We start from the raw sequence: 20,040 nt of genomic DNA, 5'->3' as shown, positions 1-20,040 counted from the left end.
GAATGCTCCTTTACGATAAGAATATTGATGAAAAACAACTGAATAGCTTGGCTCTTGCGTATATGGGTGATGCTGTACTGGAGATATACGTCAGAAGGCATCTTCTATATAGCGGCAAGGTGAGGCCTAACCAGCTCCATAGGGAAGCTACTAAGTATGTTTCAGCAAAGGGGCAAGCAAAGGTCGTCCATGCGCTGATAGCGGAGGATTTTTTCACACCTGAAGAATTTGCGGTCATGAAAAGAGGCAGAAACGCAAAATCTGGGAGTATACCAAAAAATACGGATGTTCAAACATACCGGTATAGCACTGGTTTTGAAGCTGTGCTTGGGTATTTATATTTGTCTAAGGATGAGGAGCGGCTTGAAAAAATTATTCAAGCTGCCTTATCCATCATTGAAAAGCAGTAGGAGGAACCAATAGTGGATAATGATTATATTGTTGGAAAGAACGCAGTAATTGAAGCGTTAAAATCAGAAAGGGATGTCAATAAGATTCTTATTGCAGAAGGCTCCCAAAAAGGGCAAATGCAGACAGTGATCGGTTTAGCGAAAAATTCGAATGTACTTGTTCAATTTGTGCCAAAGAAAAAGCTTGATACACTTGTAGATGCAAACCACCAGGGGGTTGTGGCTCAGGTTGCCGCTTACCAATATGCTGAAATGGATGATTTGTTCGCACTTGCTGAAAAGCGAAATGAAGCACCATTTTTTATGCTGTTGGATGAGATTGAAGATCCGCATAATCTAGGCTCTATTATGCGTACAGCCGATGCTGTAGGAGCACATGGAATTATTATTCCAAGAAGAAGAGCAGTAGGGCTGACTGCAACTGTTGCTAAAGCATCGACGGGAGCGATTGAACATATCCCGGTTGTTAGGGTGACAAATATGGCCAGAGCGATTGATGAGCTCAAGGAAAGAGGAGTATGGATCGCAGGAACTGATGCGAAAGGCAAAGAAGATTACCGCAGGTTTGATGGAACAATGCCGCTTGGCCTTGTAATTGGAAGTGAAGGGAAAGGGATGGGAAGGCTCATCCGTGACAAGTGCGACTTTCTTATCCAGCTGCCTATGGCAGGTGCAGTGACATCATTAAATGCATCCGTAGCTGCAGCACTTTTAATGTATGAGGTATACCGTAAACGCCATCCAATTGAGGGATAATGATGGATATACTTATAGTTGACGGCTATAACATTATAGGAGCATGGCCAGAGCTCAATAAGTTGAAGAATAATGATTTGGCGGCTGCTAGAGATGCCTTGCTCGAGAAAATGGCAGAATATCAGGGGTATTCAGGGTATCGTGTCATCATAGTTTTTGATGCCTACTATGTCAGGGGTACGGAAAAAAAGTACAGAAACTCTAAGGTTGAAGTGATTTTCACAAAGGAAAATGAAACGGCTGATGAAAGAATCGAAAAGCTAGCAAAAGAGCTAAGCAATAGAAGAACACAAGTTCATGTTGCTACATCGGATTTTACTGAACAGTGGGCTATATTTGGACAAGGAGCTCTAAGGATTTCAGCGAGAGAGCTCCTGATAGAAATGGCTGATATTGAAAAAAATATCGAAAAAAAAGTAAAGCGAATTAAAGAAAGAAAGCCTGTAATTAAGATACCGCTTTCTAAAGAAATGGAAGAATTATTTGAAAAATGGCGCCGCGGCGAGAAATGAGTTGTTGACGCTTAAAAAAACCCTACTGTATAATGGTTTTATCCATGATTGTGCGGTCGGGGGGATCTGAATGAGTGCTGACAACAGGAGTAAGAGTAATGAAAGTGTTGAGAAGTATTTAGAACTTGATGATGAAACACTGGTCGAATTAGTTCATAAGGGAGAAAGTGATGCTTTAGACTTTCTCATTCAAAAATATCGTAATTTTGTAAGAGCAAAAGCTAGATCTTATTTCCTAATCGGTGCTGATAAAGAAGATATTGTTCAAGAAGGCATGATTGGTTTGTATAAAGCCATCCGAGATTTTAAAGGGGACAAGCTGTCGTCATTTAAAGCTTTTGCTGAATTATGCATTACGAGGCAAATTATCACTGCAATAAAGACGGCAACAAGACAGAAGCATATTCCTTTAAATTCCTACGTCTCTCTTGATAAGCCAATTTACGATGAAGAGTCAGATCGAACATTAATGGATGTTATTTCTGGAGCGAAGATATTAGATCCAGAGGAATTAATAATCAATCAAGAAGAGTTTGACCATATCGAAGTGAAAATGTCCGAGCTTCTGAGTGATTTGGAAAGGAAAGTGTTAGCTCTGTATTTAGATGGACAATCCTATCAGGAGATTTCAGAAGAGCTTAACAGGCATGTAAAGTCGATAGATAACGCTCTCCAAAGGGTTAAAAGAAAGCTTGAGCGCTACCTGGAGATCCGGGAGTTTTCACTGTGATAGTAACAAAACCGCAGAAAAGGCAATTAACTGACTAATATTGACATACATTCATGTCCATGTTACAGTTTGGGGAGATATAAAGGACGTAGTAGGTGTTATTTAATGAGAAATAAGCTTGTATTGGCTTGTGGAAATTGCGGCTCCAGAAACTATTCGACAATGAGCAGCAAAACCACAGATCGCCTTGAAGTGAAGAAATATTGTCAAACATGCAATGCACATACAGTTCATAAAGAGACAAAATAGCAAATGCTGCTAAGACAGGCTACCCGCTTTTAAATATGGAGGTAACGAAATGCAACGCACTGTTAACTTTTTCCGCGAAGTAGGCAGAGAATTAAGAAAGGTTAGTTGGCCGAAAAGAAAGGAACTGACTAACTACACAATCACCGTCCTTGCGACAGTAGTGTTCTTTGCTTTGTTCTTTGCACTAGTTGATATGGGAATTTCCGAACTAATTCGTTTAATACTTGAATAACTGTTGTCCACTCATGGTATAATGGTAACACAATAGGAAACACACAAAGCCCGGAAACGGGTTTTTTCATTGCTTGAAAATAACTATTAAGCTTTTTTATGGGATTGCTCTTTTTAAATGAATGCATTACATAAGGCATGAAGAGTAAAATAGCGTTAAGGAGGGACGGACATAACAGTCCTCAAATATGGAAAAAAATTGGTATGTAGTACATACTTACTCTGGCTATGAGAACAAAGTCAAAGCCAACCTAGAAAAACGTGTTGAAACAATGGGAATGCAGGATAAAATTTTCCGTGTAATCGTTCCAGAAGAAGAAGAAACTGATATAAGAAACGGCAAGAAGAAAGTTGTAAAAAGAAAGGTATTCCCGGGCTATGTGCTTGTAGAAATCGTGATGACAGATGATTCATGGTATGTTGTCCGCAACACTCCTGGTGTAACAGGATTCGTTGGATCTGCAGGTTCGGGTTCAAAGCCGACTCCGCTTATGCCTGACGAAGTACAAGTTATTCTTAAGAGAATGGGCGTTGACGAACAACGTATTGATATCGAGTTTGAATTGGGTGAAACAGTTAAAGTAAATGAAGGTCCATTTGCAAACTTCACAGGATCTGTCGAAGAGATAGATAATGATAAAGCAAAAGTAAAAGTTTTAGTGAATATGTTCGGCAGGGATACACCTGTAGAGCTTGATTTTACACAAATTGAAAAATTTTAACCTGAAAAACTTGAAATGAACGAGAAAAAGTGTTAATATTTCAAAGGTCAGTATGTCTCAAAAGATGAGATGGAATATTGTCGCATTCTTTATGATAATATAAAGATTATATGTGTTGAGTGGGAGGGGAAAACCCCTATTACCACATCACGGACTTTAAGGAGGTGTGTCTCGTGGCTAAAAAAGTAATTAAAGTTGTTAAATTGCAAATTCCAGCAGCTAAAGCAAATCCGGCGCCACCAGTTGGACCAGCACTAGGTCAAGCAGGTGTTAACATCATGGGATTCTGTAAGGAGTTTAACGCTCGTACAGCTGAACAAGCTGGTTTAATTATTCCTGTTGAGATTACGGTTTTTGAAGACCGTTCATTTACATTTATTACAAAAACTCCACCTGCTGCAGTTTTATTGAAAAAAGCAGCTGGTATTGAGTCTGGTTCTGGTGAACCTAACCGTAATAAAGTAGCAACTGTTAAGCGTGATAAAGTACGCGAGATTGCTGAAACAAAAATGCCTGATCTAAATGCAGCTAGCGTTGAAGCAGCTATGCGTATGGTTGAAGGTACTGCCCGCAGCATGGGTATTGTTATTGAAGACTAAACCATATCCAATATGGTTCTGTTGATTAAGGTTGCGACATCTTTTGTTAGCGTCGCAACCTTTATTCGTGGGAGGTAATTCCGCTAAAACCACAATTCAAGGAGGAAATATAGTTATGGCTAAAAAAGGTAAGAAGTATTTAGAAGCTATCAAGCAAGTTGATCGTACTAAAGCTTACCCAGTTGCAGAAGCAATTGAACTAGTTAAAAAAACAAGCACTACAAAATTTGATGCATCAGTTGAAGTTGCTTTCCGTCTAGGAGTAGATCCTAAGAAAGCTGACCAACAAATCCGTGGAGCTGTTGTGCTTCCACACGGTACTGGTAAAACTCAACGCGTGTTAGTTTTTGCTAAAGGCGATAAGCTTAAAGAAGCAGAAGCTGCAGGTGCAGATTTTGTTGGAGATGCTGAATATATCACTAAAATCCAACAAGGTTGGTTCGATTTCGACGTTATCGTTGCTACTCCAGACATGATGGGTGAAGTTGGTAAACTTGGTCGCGTATTGGGACCTAAAGGTTTAATGCCAAACCCTAAAACTGGAACAGTTACTTTTGATGTTACAAAAGCAGTTAACGAAATTAAAGCTGGTAAAGTAGAATACCGTGTGGACAAAGCTGGAAACATCCACGTTCCAATCGGTAAAGTATCTTTCGAAGATGCTAAACTAGTTGATAACTTCACAACTATCTTTGAAACAATGCAAAAAGTAAAACCTGCAGCAGCAAAAGGAACTTACATGAAGAACGTTTCTGTTACTTCAACAATGGGTCCTGGCGTAAAAGTAGATCCTTCTACTGTTTGATAAAAATTGGCATTTGACAAAACAAGATAGATAGCCTATACTACATCTTGTTGTTAAAATAAATATAACATTTATACCAAAGACAGCAGGTGCTTAACGCTTAATTCCCTGCCGAGGTAATACGATAGACTTAACAGTTGTGTAAACGACTATTGTATATTCCTCCATGTCTTTTCGGATGTGGAGGATTTTATTTGTCGGTATGAATGTAATTCTACAGGAGGTGTAAAGATGAGCAGCATTATCGAACAAAAGCAGCAAATTGTATCTGATATCGCAGAGAAATTGAAAGCTAGTAAATCAACAATCGTTGTTGACTACCGTGGTCTTTCTGTTTCTCAAGTAACTGAACTTCGTAAACAGCTTCGTGAAGCTGGCGTTGAATTCAAAGTTTACAAAAACTCAATGACACGCCGCGCTGCTGAAGCTGCTGGACTAAGCGGTCTTAATGATGCTTTGACTGGTCCTAACGCTATTGCATTCAGTAATGAAGATGTAGTTTCACCAGCAAAAATTCTTAACGACTTCGCTAAGAAAAACGAAGCGCTTGAAATTAAAGCGGGTGTAATTGAAGGAAATATCGCTTCTGTTGAAGATGTTAAAGCTCTTGCTGAGCTACCATCTCGCGAAGGACTTCTTTCTATGCTACTCAGCGTGCTTCAAGCACCAATCCGCAACTTCGCTCTTGTTACAAAAGCAGTTGCAGAACAAAAAGAAGAACAAGGAGCGTAATCTATTACGCTACTATCATGTATCCTAATAAAACACATACAAAACAAGGAGGAAAAATATAATGTCTAAAGAACAAATCTTAGAAGCAGTTAAAAACATGACTGTTTTAGAACTAAACGACCTAGTTAAAGCTATTGAAGAAGAATTCGGTGTAACTGCAGCAGCTCCTGTTGCTGTTGTTGGTGCTGCTGGTGGAGACGCTGCAGCTGAAAAAACTGAGTTTGATGTAGTTCTTGCATCTGCTGGAGATCAAAAAATCAAAGTTATCAAAGTTGTTCGTGAAATCACAGGCCTTGGTCTTAAAGAAGCGAAAGAACTTGTTGACAACACTCCTAAAGCTGTTAAAGAAGGAGCTACTAAAGAAGAAGCTGAAGAAATCAAAGCTAAACTTGAAGAAGTTGGAGCTAACGTTGAAGTTAAGTAATGTTAGTTTGGAAAAGCCCGCTGCATAGGCGGGCTTTTTTGACCTTGAAATAAACAAATGTTAAAATACATTTTGTTAATATCCTCGGAAGCATTTCTTCTATTAAATCTCCATGGAGGTGGTCAAGTATGACTGAACATTATTACTCTCGTTCCCAGAATGTTAGCAGTGATCCAAATTATTGGGACTTTACCCTAAAAGAAAACAAATTTCGTTTTAAGACAGACAATGGGGTGTTCTCCAAGAAAGAAGTAGACTTCGGTTCACGGGTATTAATCGAGGCTTTTACATACCCAGAAGTTGATGGCGACATACTTGATGTAGGTTGCGGGTATGGTCCAATCGGACTCTCTATTGCAAAAGAAGCGATGGATAGAAAAGTGCATATGGTTGATGTCAATGAAAGAGCATTGGCACTAGCGAAAGAAAATGCTGCTCTCAATCAAATTGGCAATGTTGTTATTTATGAGAGTGACAGACTACTGCAGGTAAAAGGGAACAAATTTGCAAGTATCTTAACAAATCCGCCAATCCGCGCAGGAAAAAAGGTTGTACATGATATATTTGAACAAAGCTATGAGCATCTCATCAATAATGGAGAGCTGTGGGTTGTTATTCAAAAAAAACAGGGAGCTCCTTCTGCTTTGGAAAAACTGGAACAATTATTCCAAGAAGTAGATGTTGTTGATAAGCAAAAAGGTTATTTTATTATAAAAGCAAAAAGGATTGACTAGTCCGAATCGTTGTGATAGCATTGTATAATGCCAATATATTATTTTTCTTTTATCCATTTTTTTATTCAATTAATGTATAAAATTGGTGGATTTCGGAAAAGCTAACAAAATAATACTTGAAATATGAAAAATGCGGTTTTTTGTTTTGAAAACCCTTTTTCTTTTTGTCTTATAAATAACATTGTATGCTGTTTATAAGATGTTAATAGATGTACTATAACGTTTGATTTGAGGGGTGAATCAGTTGACAGGTCAACTTGTTCAGTATGGACGACACCGCCAGCGCAGAAGCTATGCACGAATTAGTGAAGTTTTAGAATTACCAAATCTAATAGAAATCCAAACCTCTTCCTATCAATGGTTTCTAGATGAGGGATTGCGTGAAATGTTCCAAGATATTTCACCAATTGAAGATTTTACTGGCAACTTATCATTGGATTTTATCGACTACAGTTTAGGTGAACCAAAGTACTCTGTCGAGGAATCAAAAGAGCGAGATGTTACATATTCAGCACCATTGCGTGTAAAGGTTCGTCTTGTTAACAAAGAAACAGGGGAAGTAAAGGACCAGGATGTATTCATGGGTGATTTCCCACTTATGACAGAGACTGGTACGTTCGTAATTAACGGTGCAGAACGTGTAATCGTATCACAGTTAGTTCGTTCTCCAAGTGTTTACTATAATGGTAAATTAGATAAAAACGGTAAAAAAGGATTTACTGCTACTGTAATTCCAAACCGTGGTGCTTGGCTAGAGTACGAAACAGACGCGAAGGATGTAGTGTATGTGCGTATTGACCGTACACGTAAACTTCCAATAACAGTATTATTGCGTGCGTTAGGATTTGGATCCGATCAAGAGATTCTTGACTTAATCGGGGACAATGAATACTTGCGAAATACTCTTGAAAAAGATAACACAGAAGGTACGGAGAAAGCTCTTTTAGAAATTTATGAGCGTTTACGTCCTGGTGAGCCGCCTACTGTTGAAAATGCGAAAAGTCTATTGGTGTCAAGATTCTTTGATCCAAAGAGATATGACTTAGCAAATGTAGGTAGATATAAAATTAATAAAAAGCTTCATATCAAAAATAGATTGTTCGGCCAACGTTTGGCAGAAACACTTGTGGACCCTGAAACAGGCGAAATTATCGCAGAGAAGGGTACTCTTTTAGACAGACGTGCATTGGACCGTATCATTCCTAACTTGGAAAATAACATCGGCTTTAAAACTCTTAACCCATACGGTGGCGTTTTAGAAGATGATGTAACAGTTCAATCTGTTAAAATCTATGCACCAATTGATGATGGAGAAAAAGAAATTAACGTTATTAGCAATGCATATGTAGAGGAAGCTGTTAAAAACATCTCTCCTGCAGATATCATTTCATCAATCAGTTATTTCTTTAACCTGCTTCATGGTGTTGGTCTGACAGATGATATCGACCACTTAGGTAACAGACGTCTGCGTTCTGTTGGGGAATTGCTTCAAAACCAATTCCGCATCGGTTTATCAAGAATGGAGCGTGTAGTTCGTGAAAGAATGTCTATTCAGGATACAAACACGATTACTCCGCAACAATTGATTAATATCAGACCTGTTATTGCGTCTATTAAAGAATTCTTCGGAAGCTCACAGCTTTCACAGTTCATGGACCAAACAAACCCGCTTGCTGAGTTGACTCATAAACGTCGTTTATCTGCATTGGGGCCTGGTGGTTTGACACGTGAACGTGCTGGCTTCGAAGTTCGTGATGTTCACTACTCTCACTATGGACGTATGTGTCCAATTGAAACTCCAGAGGGACCGAACATTGGTTTGATCAACTCCTTGTCTTCATTTGCGAAAGTGAACCGTTTTGGTTTCATTGAAACGCCGTATAGACGTGTAGATGCAGAGACAGGCCAAGTAACGAATCATATCGATTACTTGACTGCTGATGAGGAAGACAACTATGTTGTTGCCCAAGCGAATTCTCGCCTTGGCGATGATGGTTCTTTCCTAGATGAGGAAGTAGTTGCACGTTTCAGAGGGGAAAACACTGTTGTTAAACGCGATCGCATCGACTATATGGATGTATCTCCTAAACAGGTTGTGTCTGCAGCGACAGCATGTATTCCGTTCTTAGAAAATGATGACTCGAACCGTGCCCTTATGGGAGCGAACATGCAACGTCAAGCTGTGCCTTTGATGCAGCCGGAAGCTCCAAGAGTAGGTACTGGAATGGAATATGTTTCTGGTAAAGACTCAGGTGCTGCTGTTATCTGTAAGCATGAAGGTATTGTTGAACATGTTGAAGCACGTGAAGTGTGGGTAAGAAGAGTTACTGTTATTGACGGTCAAGAAGTTAAAGGTAACTTAGATAAATATAGAATGCTTAAATTCATTCGTTCTAACCAAGGAACTTGCTACAACCAAAGACCTATTGTAGCTGTTGGAAACAGAGTAACAAAAGGTGAAATCCTTGCTGACGGACCTTCTATGGAATTGGGAGAACTGGCTCTAGGAAGAAACGTTCTTGTTGCCTTCATGACATGGGATGGCTATAACTATGAAGATGCCATCATCATGAGCGAACGCCTTGTTAAAGACGATGTGTATACATCTATTCATATTGAAGAATATGAGTCAGAGTCTCGTGATACGAAACTAGGACCTGAAGAAATTACACGTGACATTCCAAACGTTGGGGAAGATGCTCTTCGCAACTTGGATGACCGCGGAATTATCCGTGTTGGTGCTGAAGTGAAAGATGGAGACCTTCTTGTTGGTAAAGTAACTCCAAAAGGAGTAACAGAACTTACTGCAGAAGAGCGTCTACTTCATGCAATCTTCGGAGAAAAAGCACGTGAAGTGCGCGATACAAGTCTTCGTGTACCACACGGCGGCGGCGGAATTGTCCACGACGTGAAGGTGTTTAACCGTGAAGACGGAGATGAACTGCCACCAGGTGTTAACCAGCTTGTACGCGTTTATATCGTACAAAAACGTAAAATCCATGAAGGAGATAAAATGGCGGGACGTCATGGTAACAAAGGGGTTATTTCCCGAATCTTACCTGAAGAAGATATGCCATATCTACCTGATGGTACACCTGTTGATATCATGTTAAACCCACTTGGGGTTCCATCTCGTATGAACATCGGTCAGGTTCTTGAGCTGCACTTAGGTATGGCAGCACGAAGCTTGAATATCCATGTTGCATCACCTGTATTTGATGGTGCTCGTGAGGAAGATGTTTGGGAAACAATTAGAGAAGCTGGAATGGCTCAAGATGCTAAAACAGTTCTTTATGATGGACGTACAGGTGAACCGTTTGATAACAGAGTATCTGTCGGTGTCATGTACATGATTAAACTTGCACACATGGTTGATGATAAGCTTCATGCTAGATCAACTGGTCCTTACTCTCTTGTTACGCAGCAGCCATTGGGCGGTAAAGCGCAATTCGGCGGACAGCGTTTCGGTGAGATGGAGGTTTGGGCACTTGAAGCATACGGTGCGGCTTATACTTTGCAAGAGATTCTTACTGTTAAATCAGATGACGTAGTTGGTCGTGTGAAAACATATGAAGCCATTGTAAAAGGTGAGAATGTACCTGAACCAGGTGTTCCTGAATCATTCCGTGTATTAATGAAAGAGCTTCAAAGCTTAGGATTGGATGTTAAAATCCTATCCAGCACAGAAGAAGAAATAGAAATGCGAGATACAGAAGATGATGATGATATTCAACAAGCTGAATCTCTAACAATAGCACCAGATGCACAAGAGCCTGAATCAGAAAAAGTAGGCATGCAAGAGTAACTTGACGCAATTTTGGAGGGAGGCTGACGCTAGTGAAAAGGGGTCAGCCTTCCTAAATTAAACACGTATTAGCAAATGTATGTAGGGCTTAGCCTGAAGATCAAAAGGGAGGTAGGACCCTTGTTGGATGTAAACAATTTTGAATTTATGAAAATAGGTTTGGCTTCACCGGACAAAATCCGTTCATGGTCATTTGGTGAGGTAAAAAAACCTGAAACAATTAACTATAGAACTTTAAAACCAGAAAAAGACGGCTTATTCTGTGAGCGTATTTTTGGTCCTACAAAAGACTGGGAATGTCATTGTGGGAAATACAAGCGTGTAAGATATAAAGGTGTAGTCTGTGACCGCTGTGGTGTAGAGGTAACTCGCGCTAAAGTACGCCGTGAGCGTATGGGTCATATTGAACTAGCAGCACCTGTTTCTCACATTTGGTACTTCAAAGGCATCCCTAGCCGTATGGGTCTTGTATTGGATATGTCACCACGTGCTTTAGAAGAAGTTATCTACTTTGCTTCATATGTAGTGACAGACCCAGGTGATACTGCACTTGAAAAGAAACAGCTTCTTTCTGAAAAAGAATTTCGCGCTTACCGCGACAAGTACGGTGTTAAATTCCAAGCATCTATGGGTGCTGAGGCAATTAAAAAGCTTCTTTCAGACATCGATTTAAACAAGGATGTAGAAGGCTTAAAAGAAGAGTTGAAAACAGCACAAGGCCAACGCCGTACACGTGCTATTAAAAGACTGGAAGTTCTAGAAGCATTCCGCGGTTCAGGCAATGAGCCTTCTTGGATGATCCTAGATGTGCTTCCTGTTATTCCTCCAGAATTGCGCCCGATGGTTCAATTGGATGGTGGACGTTTTGCAACATCTGACCTTAACGATCTATATCGCCGTGTAATCAACCGTAATAATCGTCTGAAAAGATTATTAGATTTAGGTGCTCCAAGCATCATTGTTCAAAACGAAAAACGCATGCTTCAAGAAGCAGTAGATGCGCTTATCGATAATGGTCGCCGCGGCCGTCCGGTTACAGGACCAGGTAACAGACCGCTTAAATCTCTTTCTCATATGCTTAAAGGGAAACAAGGTCGTTTCCGTCAAAACTTGCTGGGTAAACGTGTTGACTACTCAGGTCGTTCTGTTATCGTAGTTGGACCGAACTTGAAAATGTATCAGTGCGGACTTCCAAGAGAGATGGCACTAGAATTATTCAAGCCTTTCGTTATGAAAGAATTGGTTGAAAAAGGTTTGGCGCATAACATTAAATCTGCTAAGCGTAAAATCGAAAGAGTACAACCAGAAGTATGGGATGTCTTAGAAGAAGTTATCAGAGAGCATCCAGTATTGCTTAACCGTGCACCGACATTGCACAGACTTGGTATCCAAGCGTTTGAACCTACTCTAGTAGAAGGTCGCGCTATCCGTTTGCATCCACTTGTTTGTACAGCATATAACGCTGACTTCGATGGTGACCAAATGGCTGTCCATGTTCCATTATCTTCTGAAGCACAAGCTGAAGCTAGATTGCTTATGCTCGCTGCTCAGAACATCTTGAACCCTAAGGATGGAAAACCGGTTGTTACACCGTCACAGGATATGGTTCTAGGTAACTATTACTTGACTCTTGAAAGAGAAGGCGCTGTTGGTGAAGGTATGATCTTCAATGATACGAGCGAGGCGCTGTTAGCATACCAAAACGGTTATGTTCATTTACACACTCGTGTTGCTGTACGTGCAAGCTCTTTGAATAACCAAACATTCACTGAAGAGCAAAACAATCAGCTATTATTGACGACTGTAGGGAAATTAGTATTCAACGAAATTCTTCCTGAATCTTTCCCATACATTAACGAACCAACAAAAGCTAATCTTGAAGAAAAGACTCCAGAAAGATTCTTCGTGGAGCAAGGCACAGATGTGCGTGCAGCGATTCAAGCAATGCCAATCATTGAGCCGTTCAAGAAGAAAATACTTGGAAATATTATCGCGGAAGTATTCAAGCGATTCAAAATCACTGAAACTTCTAAGATGCTTGATAGAATGAAGGATCTTGGCTTCAGACACTCCACAAAAGCTGGTATCACAGTTGGGGTTGCAGATATCGTCGTTCTTGGTGAAAAACAAGAAATTATCGATGAAGCACAAGGTAAAGTAGACAATGTTATGAAGCAATTCAGACGTGGTCTAATCACAGAAGAAGAGCGTTATGACAGAGTAATTTCGATTTGGAGTTCCGCTAAGGATGTTATCCAAGCGAAACTGATGAAATCATTGGATAAACGAAATCCAATCTTTATGATGAGTGATTCCGGTGCCCGTGGTAACGCATCTAACTTTACACAGTTAGCTGGTATGCGCGGATTGATGGCCAACCCGGCTGGTAGAATTATCGAGTTACCTATCATCTCAAGTTTCCGTGAAGGATTAACAGTATTGGAATACTTCATTTCAACACATGGTGCTCGTAAAGGTCTTGCCGATACAGCACTTAAAACAGCGGATTCTGGTTACTTGACTCGCCGTCTTGTTGACGTAGCACAAGATGTCATTGTCCGTGATGATGACTGTGGTACAGACAGAGGATTGCTTGTTGCAGCACTTAAAGAAGGCACAGAAATCATTGAGCCGTTGGATGAGCGTCTAATTGGACGTTATGCAAGAAGACCAATCAGACATCCAGAAACAAATGCAGTTATTGTAGCAGAAAATGAGCTTATCACAGAAGATCTTGCTGTTGAAATCGTAGCTGCTGACATTAAAGAAGTGTGGATTCGCTCTGCATTCACATGTAACACTCGCCATGGCGTATGTAAAAAATGTTACGGACGCAACCTTGCAACTGGCCAAGAAGTTGAAGTTGGTGAAGCAGTTGGTATTATTGCTGCCCAATCTATCGGTGAGCCAGGAACTCAGTTGACAATGCGTACATTCCATACAGGTGGGGTTGCTGGAGACGATATCACACAAGGTCTACCTCGTATTCAAGAGATTTTTGAAGCGCGTAACCCTAAAGGTCAGGCTGTTATTACAGAAATGGCAGGGGTTATTGTCGGAATCAACGAAGGAAGAGACCGTCAGCATGAGATTGTAGTTCAAGGTGAACTTGAAACAAGAACGTATACTGCACCATATACTGCAAGACTTAAAGTGAAGATTGATGATAGAGTTGAACAAGGTCAAGAATTGACTGAGGGTTCTATCGATCCGAAAGAATTAATTAAAGTGAAGAACGTTACTGCAGTACAAGAGTATCTTCTTCGCGAAGTTCAAAAAGTTTATCGTATGCAAGGGGTTGAAATTGGAGATAAGCACGTTGAGGTAATGGTTCGCCAAATGCTTCGTAAAGTGCGCGTAGTTGATGCTGGTGAAACAGAAGTATTGCCAGGCACGCTATTAGATATTCACCAATTTACTGATGCAAACGCAAAAGCTTTAAGAGAAGGTAAACTACCTGCAACTGGAAGACCAGTATTGCTAGGTATTACAAAAGCATCTCTTGAAACTGATTCATTCCTATCTGCAGCATCATTCCAAGAAACTACAAGAGTTCTTACAGATGCAGCTATTAAAGGTAAACGTGATGAATTGCTTGGATTGAAAGAGAATGTTATCATTGGTAAACTTGTTCCAGCAGGTACAGGTATGCCTAGATACCGTCATGCAGAACCAATTACTGTGGACGAAACAACAGAAGAATCTGTTCCAGTTGAGTAATTTACTGGTATAAAACAATGAATTCCAATAGGCAAGGTCTAATAAGTGTAACCGTAAGTTAGATCTTGCTGTTGGTCCATTGTAAGTAATATTTAATTTTTTTGGGAAAAGAATTGACATCTATTTTCATAGATGATACTATATCAAAGGTGCTCCTATTCACCTGTTGCTTTGGAGGATATCTTATGTCTTATGAAAAAGTATCACAGGCCAAAAAAATAGTAGTAGGAACAAAGCAAACAGTAAAAGCGTTAAAGGCTGGGAAAGTAGCAGAAGTAGTAGTTGCTGAAGATGCAGATCCATTTATAATTGGAAAGGTAACTGAAGCTGCCAATGAAGCGAACATCCCAATCATACTTGTGGATTCCATGATGAAGCTCGGCAAATCATGTGGTATAGAAGTAGGCGCAGCAACTGTTGCCATAAATAATTAAAAACTGTTTTTATGGATTTGAACCATGAAAACTTTGTTTTTGCCCTAATATGAACCACCTGGATGTGTGGACTTCAAACATAAATGGAAGGGAGGAAAATTAAATGCCAACTATTAACCAATTAGTGCGCAAGCCTCGTCAATCTGCTCAAGAGAAGTCGAAGTCTCCTGCGTTAAACAAAGGTTATAACAGCTTCAAAAAAACACAAACTGATGTATCTTCACCTCAAAAACGCGGGGTATGTACTCGTGTTGGTACAATGACACCGAAAAAACCAAACTCAGCGTTGCGTAAATATGCTCGTGTACGTTTGACTAACGGTATCGAGGTTACAGCTTACATCCCAGGAATTGGTCACAACCTACAAGAACACAGTGTTGTACTAATCCGTGGAGGACGTGTAAAAGATTTACCAGGGGTACGTTACCATATCGTACGTGGTGCTCTTGACACAGCTGGTGTTAACAACCGTATGCAAGGTCGTTCTAAATACGGTACTAAAAAACCAAAAGCAGCAAAAAAATAATAAACAAATAATATAACAATTGGTTGAAAGGAGGAAATCAAATGCCACGTAAAGGTCCTGTAGCAAAAAGAGACGTATTACCAGATCCAATATACAATTCTAAACTTGTATCTCGTTTGATTAACAAAATGATGATAGATGGTAAGAGAGGTAAATCTCAAGCTATCCTATACTCAGCTTTTGATATCGTTGCACAACGTTCTGGACAAGAGGCTATCGAAGTATTCGATCAAGCTCTTAAGAACATCATGCCAGTACTTGAAGTTAAAGCACGCCGTGTTGGTGGTTCTAACTATCAAGTACCAGTGGAGGTTCGTCCAGACAGACGTACTACTTTAGGTCTTCGCTGGTTAGTTAACTACGCTCGTCTTCGCGGTGAGAAAACGATGGAAGAGAGATTAGCTAACGAAATTCTTGATGCAGCTAACAACACTGGTGCATCAGTTAAAAAGCGTGAAGATACACACAAAATGGCAGAAGCAAACAAAGCGTTTGCTCACTATCGTTGGTAAGATCAAAAATCTAAAAAATACTTTCTTATGGAAGGAGAAAAACCAATGGCTAGAGAGTTCTCCTTAGAAAATACTCGTAATATCGGCATCATGGCTCACATCGATGCTGGTAAAACGACTACAACTGAGCGCGTACTTTACTATACTGGTCGTATCCACAAAATTGGTGAAACTCACGAAGGTGCATCTCAAATGGACTGGATGGAGCAAGAACAAGAACGTGGTATCACGATCACATCTGCAGCAACAACTGCACAATGGAAAGGTAATCGTGTAAACATTATCGATACTCCAGGACACGTAGACTTCACTGTTGAAGTTGAACGTTCTCTTCGTGTATTAGATGGTGCTGTAGCAGTATTGGATGCACAGTCTGGTGTTGAGCCTCAAACTGAAACAGTTTGGCGCCAAGCAACAACTTACGGTGTACCTCGTGTTGTATTTGTTAACAAAATGGATAAAATCGGAGCTGACTTCCTCTATTCATTAAAAACTTTGCATGACCGTCTTCAAGCTAATGCTCATGCAATTCAACTTCCAATCGGTGCTGAAGATCAATTCGAAGGCATTATTGACCTAGTTGAAATGAAGGCAACGTTCTATGGTAATGACCTTGGAACAGATATTGAAGATAGAGAAATTCCTGAAGAGTACAAAGATCTTGCTGAAGAATACCGTGAAAAATTGGTTGAAGCAGTAGCAGAACTTGATGAAGACTTAATGGAAAAATATCTTGGTGGAGAAGAAATTACTAAAGAAGAATTGAAAGCTGCAATCCGTAAAGGAACTGTAAACGTTGAATTCTATCCAGTAATTTGTGGATCTGCCTTCAAAAACAAAGGTGTTCAAAAAATGCTTGATGCAGTAATTGATTACTTGCCTTCTCCATTAGACGTACCAGCAATTAAAGGTACAATTCCTAATTCAGAAGAAGAAGTAACAAGACCATCAAGTGATGATGAGCCATTCGCTGCATTGGCGTTTAAAGTTATGACTGACCCTTATGTTGGTAAATTAACTTTCTTCCGTGTTTATTCTGGTACATTGAGCTCAGGTTCTTACGTACAAAACTCTACTAAAGGTAAGCGTGAGCGTGTAGGACGTATCCTACAAATGCATGCTAACAGCCGTGAAGAGATTACAGAAGTACATGCTGGAGACATCGCTGCAGCTGTTGGTTTAAAAGATACAACAACTGGAGATACTCTATGTGATGACAAAAACCTAGTAATTCTAGAGTCTATGGAATTCCCAGAGCCAGTTATTGAATTGTCTATTGAACCAAAATCAAAAGCTGACCAAGATAAAATGACAACAGCTCTACAAAAACTACAAGAAGAAGATCCTACATTCCGTGCGCATACTAACCAGGAAACTGGACAAGTAATCATCGCTGGTATGGGTGAGCTTCACTTGGATATTTTAGTAGACCGTATGCGTCGTGAATTCAAGGTTGAAGCTAATGTTGGTGCTCCTCAGGTTGCATACCGTGAAACATTCCGTTCTTCTGCTGCAGTTGAAGGTAAGTTCTCACGTCAATCTGGTGGACGCGGACAATACGGCCATGTTTGGATCGAATTCGCTCCAAACGAAGAAGGTAAAGGCTTCGAATTCGAAAATGCTATCGTCGGTGGTGTTGTTCCTCGTGAATACATCGCACCAGTTCAAGCTGGTCTAGAAGATGCATTAGAAAGAGGAGTACTTGCAGGTTACCCATTGGTAGACATTAAAGCTAAATTGTTTGATGGATCATACCATGATGTTGACTCATCTGAAATGGCGTTTAAAATTGCCGCTTCTATGGCACTTAAAAATGCTGCTTCAAAATGTAACCCTGTAATTCTTGAGCCAGTAATGAAAGTTGAAGTAATCATCCCTGAAGAATACATGGGTGATATCATGGGTAACATCACTTCTCGCCGTGGACGCGTAGAAGGAATGGAAGCTCGTGGTAACGCACAAGTAGTTCGTGCGATGGTTCCACTCTCTGAGATGTTTGGATATGCTACAACTCTACGTTCTAGCACACAAGGCCGTGGTGTGTTCTCAATGACATTTGACCACTACGAAGAAGTGCCAAAATCAATCTCTGAAGAGATCATCAAAAAAAAATAAAGGGTAATGATTGATTTTACCTTTTCAATGAAGTATAACTACTATGTAAGCAATAAAGCTGTGATATAAATATCACAGCTCCCATACTTAATTTTTACAAATCAAAGGAGGATTTTCCTAATGGCAAAAGCTAAATATGATCGTTCAAAGCCCCATGTAAATATCGGAACTATTGGTCACGTTGACCATGGTAAAACAACTCTAACAGCTGCTATCACTACTGTACTTGCTAAAGCAGGCGGTGGGGAAGCTAAAGGTTACGACCAAATCGACGCAGCTCCTGAAGAGCGCGAGCGTGGAATCACAATCTCAACTGCACACGTTGAGTACGAAACTGCTACTCGTCACTATGCACACGTTGACTGCCCAGGACATGCTGACTATGTTAAAAACATGATCACTGGTGCTGCACAAATGGACGGCGGTATCCTAGTTGTTTCTGCAACTGATGGTCCAATGCCACAAACTCGTGAGCACATCCTATTGTCTCGCCAAGTTGGTGTACCTCACCTAGTTGTATTCTTGAACAAATGTGACATGGTTGATGACGAAGAGCTTCTTGAACTAGTTGAAATGGAAGTTCGCGACCTTCTTTCTGAGTATGAGTTCCCTGGTGATGACATTCCAGTTATCAAAGGTTCTGCTCTTAAAGCTCTTGAAGGTGAAGCAGAGTGGGAAGAAAAAATCAACGAGCTTATGGCTGCAGTTGATGAGTACATCCCAACACCAGCTCGTGACACTGAAAAACCATTCATGATGCCTGTTGAGGACGTATTCTCAATCACAGGTCGTGGTACAGTTGCTACTGGACGTGTTGAGCGTGGACAAGTTAAAGTCGGTGACGTTGTAGACATCATCGGTCTTGCTGAAGAGAAAAAATCTACTACTGTAACTGGTGTAGAAATGTTCCGTAAATTGCTTGATTATGCTGAAGCTGGTGACAACATTGGTGCACTTCTTCGTGGGGTTGCTCGTGAAGATATCCAACGTGGTCAAGTATTGGCTAAACCAGGCACAATTACTCCACACGTAAAATTCAAAGCTGAAGTTTACGTATTGTCTAAAGAAGAAGGTGGACGTCATACTCCATTCTTCACAAACTACCGCCCACAGTTCTACTTCCGTACAACTGACGTAACTGGTATCTGCAACCTTCCTGAAGGTGTAGAAATGGTTATGCCTGGCGACAACATCGAAATGGATGTTGAATTGATTTCTTCTATCGCTATCGAAGAAGGTACTAAGTTCTCTATCCGTGAGGGTGGACGTACTGTAGGCGCTGGCGTAGTTGCTACAATCGTTGAATAACCTTTAAAATAAACGGGCCGGTCTAACCGGCTCGTTTTTATTTAGAAATAACGAAAGTGATCTTAGTTTCTTCTATATATATGATGTAATTTTGTTATTTATTATTCTACATAATTATTGAAGAATAGATTGTAATTTTATGACTATTCATTAATGGGTTGAAATATAACGATAGTCGCTGTATAATAATCAAAGTGTACAAAACGTAAAAAGAAAAATAATTTAAGTATTGCTTTTCTTAGAATGTTTATGTATAATAGACAATGTTGGTCTTTGACTGCGATGATGCAGAAGGTTGCTGACACACCCGGCCGCTTTGCCATGGCGAGTGTGTGGGAAATTTCTGCGGAGAATGTCTATTTTAAAATAGGCGAAAAGGAGGGAAAATAATGGCAAAACAAAAAATCCGTATCCGTTTAAAAGCGTATGATCACAAGATTTTAGATCAATCTGCTGAGAAAATTGTTGAAACTGCAAAACGTTCTGGTGCTGCTGTATCTGGACCTATTCCGTTACCAACTGAAAAGTCTATATACACAATCCTACGTGCGGTTCATAAATATAAAGATTCTCGTGAGCAATTTGAAATGCGTACGCACAAACGTCTAATCGATATTGTGAACCCAACACCACAAACTGTTGATTCATTAATGCGTTTGGATTTACCATCAGGTGTAGATATCGAAATTAAACTTTAATTGAAATAAATATATAAC

General features: G+C 40.1%; 21 protein-coding genes and 1 other annotated feature. All 21 genes read left to right on the top strand.

What is annotated here, in order from left to right; all coding sequences use genetic code 11:
* Positions 1 to 2 precede the first annotated feature (2 nt).
* On the top strand, positions 3 to 410 hold the full coding sequence (locus tag ACLIJJ_RS24555) for a Mini-ribonuclease 3 (RefSeq protein ID WP_192486441.1): 408 nt from the start codon (positions 3 to 5) through the stop codon (positions 408 to 410).
* A 12-nt stretch (positions 411 to 422) separates the two neighbouring features.
* Positions 423 to 1,166, top strand: a complete 744-nt coding sequence (gene rlmB / locus ACLIJJ_RS24550; RefSeq protein ID WP_192486440.1) for a 23S rRNA (guanosine(2251)-2'-O)-methyltransferase RlmB — start codon at positions 423 to 425, stop codon at positions 1,164 to 1,166.
* A gap of 2 nt (positions 1,167 to 1,168) precedes the next feature.
* On the top strand, positions 1,169 to 1,678 hold the full coding sequence (locus tag ACLIJJ_RS24545; protein WP_192486455.1) for an NYN domain-containing protein: 510 nt from the start codon (positions 1,169 to 1,171) through the stop codon (positions 1,676 to 1,678).
* 70 nt (positions 1,679 to 1,748) lie between these two features.
* Complete coding sequence (gene sigH, locus ACLIJJ_RS24540; protein ID WP_192486439.1) at positions 1,749 to 2,408, top strand: RNA polymerase sporulation sigma factor SigH; 660 nt, start codon at positions 1,749 to 1,751, stop codon at positions 2,406 to 2,408.
* Between the two features lie 105 nt (positions 2,409 to 2,513).
* Positions 2,514 to 2,657: a 50S ribosomal protein L33 gene (rpmG, locus tag ACLIJJ_RS24535; protein WP_411411839.1), complete on the top strand. Its 144-nt coding sequence runs from the start codon at positions 2,514 to 2,516 to the stop codon at positions 2,655 to 2,657.
* A gap of 49 nt (positions 2,658 to 2,706) precedes the next feature.
* The gene (secE, locus tag ACLIJJ_RS24530) at positions 2,707 to 2,889 is read left to right on the top strand and encodes a preprotein translocase subunit SecE (RefSeq protein WP_192486437.1); all 183 of its coding nucleotides are present in this window, start codon (positions 2,707 to 2,709) and stop codon (positions 2,887 to 2,889) included.
* A 187-nt stretch (positions 2,890 to 3,076) separates the two neighbouring features.
* On the top strand, positions 3,077 to 3,610 hold the full coding sequence (gene nusG, locus ACLIJJ_RS24525; RefSeq protein ID WP_192486436.1) for a transcription termination/antitermination protein NusG: 534 nt from the start codon (positions 3,077 to 3,079) through the stop codon (positions 3,608 to 3,610).
* 173 nt (positions 3,611 to 3,783) lie between these two features.
* Positions 3,784 to 4,209 carry a 50S ribosomal protein L11 gene (gene rplK / locus ACLIJJ_RS24520; RefSeq protein WP_141434103.1) on the top strand — a complete coding sequence of 142 codons (426 nt, stop codon included), beginning with the start codon at positions 3,784 to 3,786 and terminating at the stop codon, positions 4,207 to 4,209.
* 115 nt (positions 4,210 to 4,324) lie between these two features.
* Positions 4,325 to 5,014 carry a 50S ribosomal protein L1 gene (rplA, locus tag ACLIJJ_RS24515; protein WP_192486454.1) on the top strand — a complete coding sequence of 230 codons (690 nt, stop codon included), beginning with the start codon at positions 4,325 to 4,327 and terminating at the stop codon, positions 5,012 to 5,014.
* A 58-nt stretch (positions 5,015 to 5,072) separates the two neighbouring features.
* Positions 5,073 to 5,216, top strand: a sequence feature (ribosomal protein L10 leader region).
* Positions 5,217 to 5,245: 29 nt separating this feature from the next.
* Positions 5,246 to 5,746 (top strand): 50S ribosomal protein L10, encoded by a 501-nt coding sequence (gene rplJ / locus ACLIJJ_RS24510; RefSeq protein ID WP_192486435.1) that lies wholly within the window; start codon positions 5,246 to 5,248, stop codon positions 5,744 to 5,746.
* A gap of 61 nt (positions 5,747 to 5,807) precedes the next feature.
* On the top strand, positions 5,808 to 6,170 hold the full coding sequence (gene rplL / locus ACLIJJ_RS24505; RefSeq protein WP_192486434.1) for a 50S ribosomal protein L7/L12: 363 nt from the start codon (positions 5,808 to 5,810) through the stop codon (positions 6,168 to 6,170).
* Positions 6,171 to 6,298: 128 nt separating this feature from the next.
* A complete protein-coding gene (locus ACLIJJ_RS24500; RefSeq protein WP_233318662.1) occupies positions 6,299 to 6,904 on the top strand; it encodes a class I SAM-dependent methyltransferase in 606 nt (201 codons plus the stop codon).
* Positions 6,905 to 7,148: 244 nt separating this feature from the next.
* On the top strand, positions 7,149 to 10,709 hold the full coding sequence (gene rpoB / locus ACLIJJ_RS24495; RefSeq protein WP_233318664.1) for a DNA-directed RNA polymerase subunit beta: 3,561 nt from the start codon (positions 7,149 to 7,151) through the stop codon (positions 10,707 to 10,709).
* Between the two features lie 120 nt (positions 10,710 to 10,829).
* On the top strand, positions 10,830 to 14,429 hold the full coding sequence (gene rpoC / locus ACLIJJ_RS24490) for a DNA-directed RNA polymerase subunit beta' (RefSeq protein ID WP_233318666.1): 3,600 nt from the start codon (positions 10,830 to 10,832) through the stop codon (positions 14,427 to 14,429).
* A gap of 185 nt (positions 14,430 to 14,614) precedes the next feature.
* On the top strand, positions 14,615 to 14,863 hold the full coding sequence (locus ACLIJJ_RS24485) for a 50S ribosomal protein L7ae-like protein (protein WP_233318668.1): 249 nt from the start codon (positions 14,615 to 14,617) through the stop codon (positions 14,861 to 14,863).
* A 103-nt stretch (positions 14,864 to 14,966) separates the two neighbouring features.
* Positions 14,967 to 15,389 (top strand): 30S ribosomal protein S12, encoded by a 423-nt coding sequence (gene rpsL, locus ACLIJJ_RS24480; RefSeq protein WP_233318670.1) that lies wholly within the window; start codon positions 14,967 to 14,969, stop codon positions 15,387 to 15,389.
* A 41-nt stretch (positions 15,390 to 15,430) separates the two neighbouring features.
* Complete coding sequence (rpsG, locus tag ACLIJJ_RS24475) at positions 15,431 to 15,901, top strand: 30S ribosomal protein S7 (protein WP_127742395.1); 471 nt, start codon at positions 15,431 to 15,433, stop codon at positions 15,899 to 15,901.
* Between the two features lie 45 nt (positions 15,902 to 15,946).
* Entirely contained in the window at positions 15,947 to 18,016 is a 2,070-nt protein-coding gene (gene fusA / locus ACLIJJ_RS24470; protein ID WP_411411838.1) for an elongation factor G, read from the top strand.
* A 120-nt stretch (positions 18,017 to 18,136) separates the two neighbouring features.
* Positions 18,137 to 19,324 (top strand): elongation factor Tu, encoded by a 1,188-nt coding sequence (tuf, locus tag ACLIJJ_RS24465; RefSeq protein WP_233318674.1) that lies wholly within the window; start codon positions 18,137 to 18,139, stop codon positions 19,322 to 19,324.
* A gap of 249 nt (positions 19,325 to 19,573) precedes the next feature.
* On the top strand, positions 19,574 to 19,714 hold the full coding sequence (locus tag ACLIJJ_RS24460; RefSeq protein WP_237940537.1) for a hypothetical protein: 141 nt from the start codon (positions 19,574 to 19,576) through the stop codon (positions 19,712 to 19,714).
* Positions 19,714 to 20,022 carry a 30S ribosomal protein S10 gene (rpsJ, locus tag ACLIJJ_RS24455; protein ID WP_233318676.1) on the top strand — a complete coding sequence of 103 codons (309 nt, stop codon included), beginning with the start codon at positions 19,714 to 19,716 and terminating at the stop codon, positions 20,020 to 20,022. The genes ACLIJJ_RS24460 and rpsJ overlap by 1 nt, the downstream gene beginning before the upstream one ends.
* The last annotated feature ends 18 nt before the right edge of the window (positions 20,023 to 20,040 follow it).

It is taken from the genome of Niallia laureatilytica, assembly GCF_046613985.1.
GTDB lineage: Bacteria > Bacillota > Bacilli > Bacillales > Cytobacillaceae > Niallia.
The sequence above is the reverse complement of the archived record's forward strand: the minus strand, read 5'-3'. Positions and strand labels throughout refer to the sequence as shown.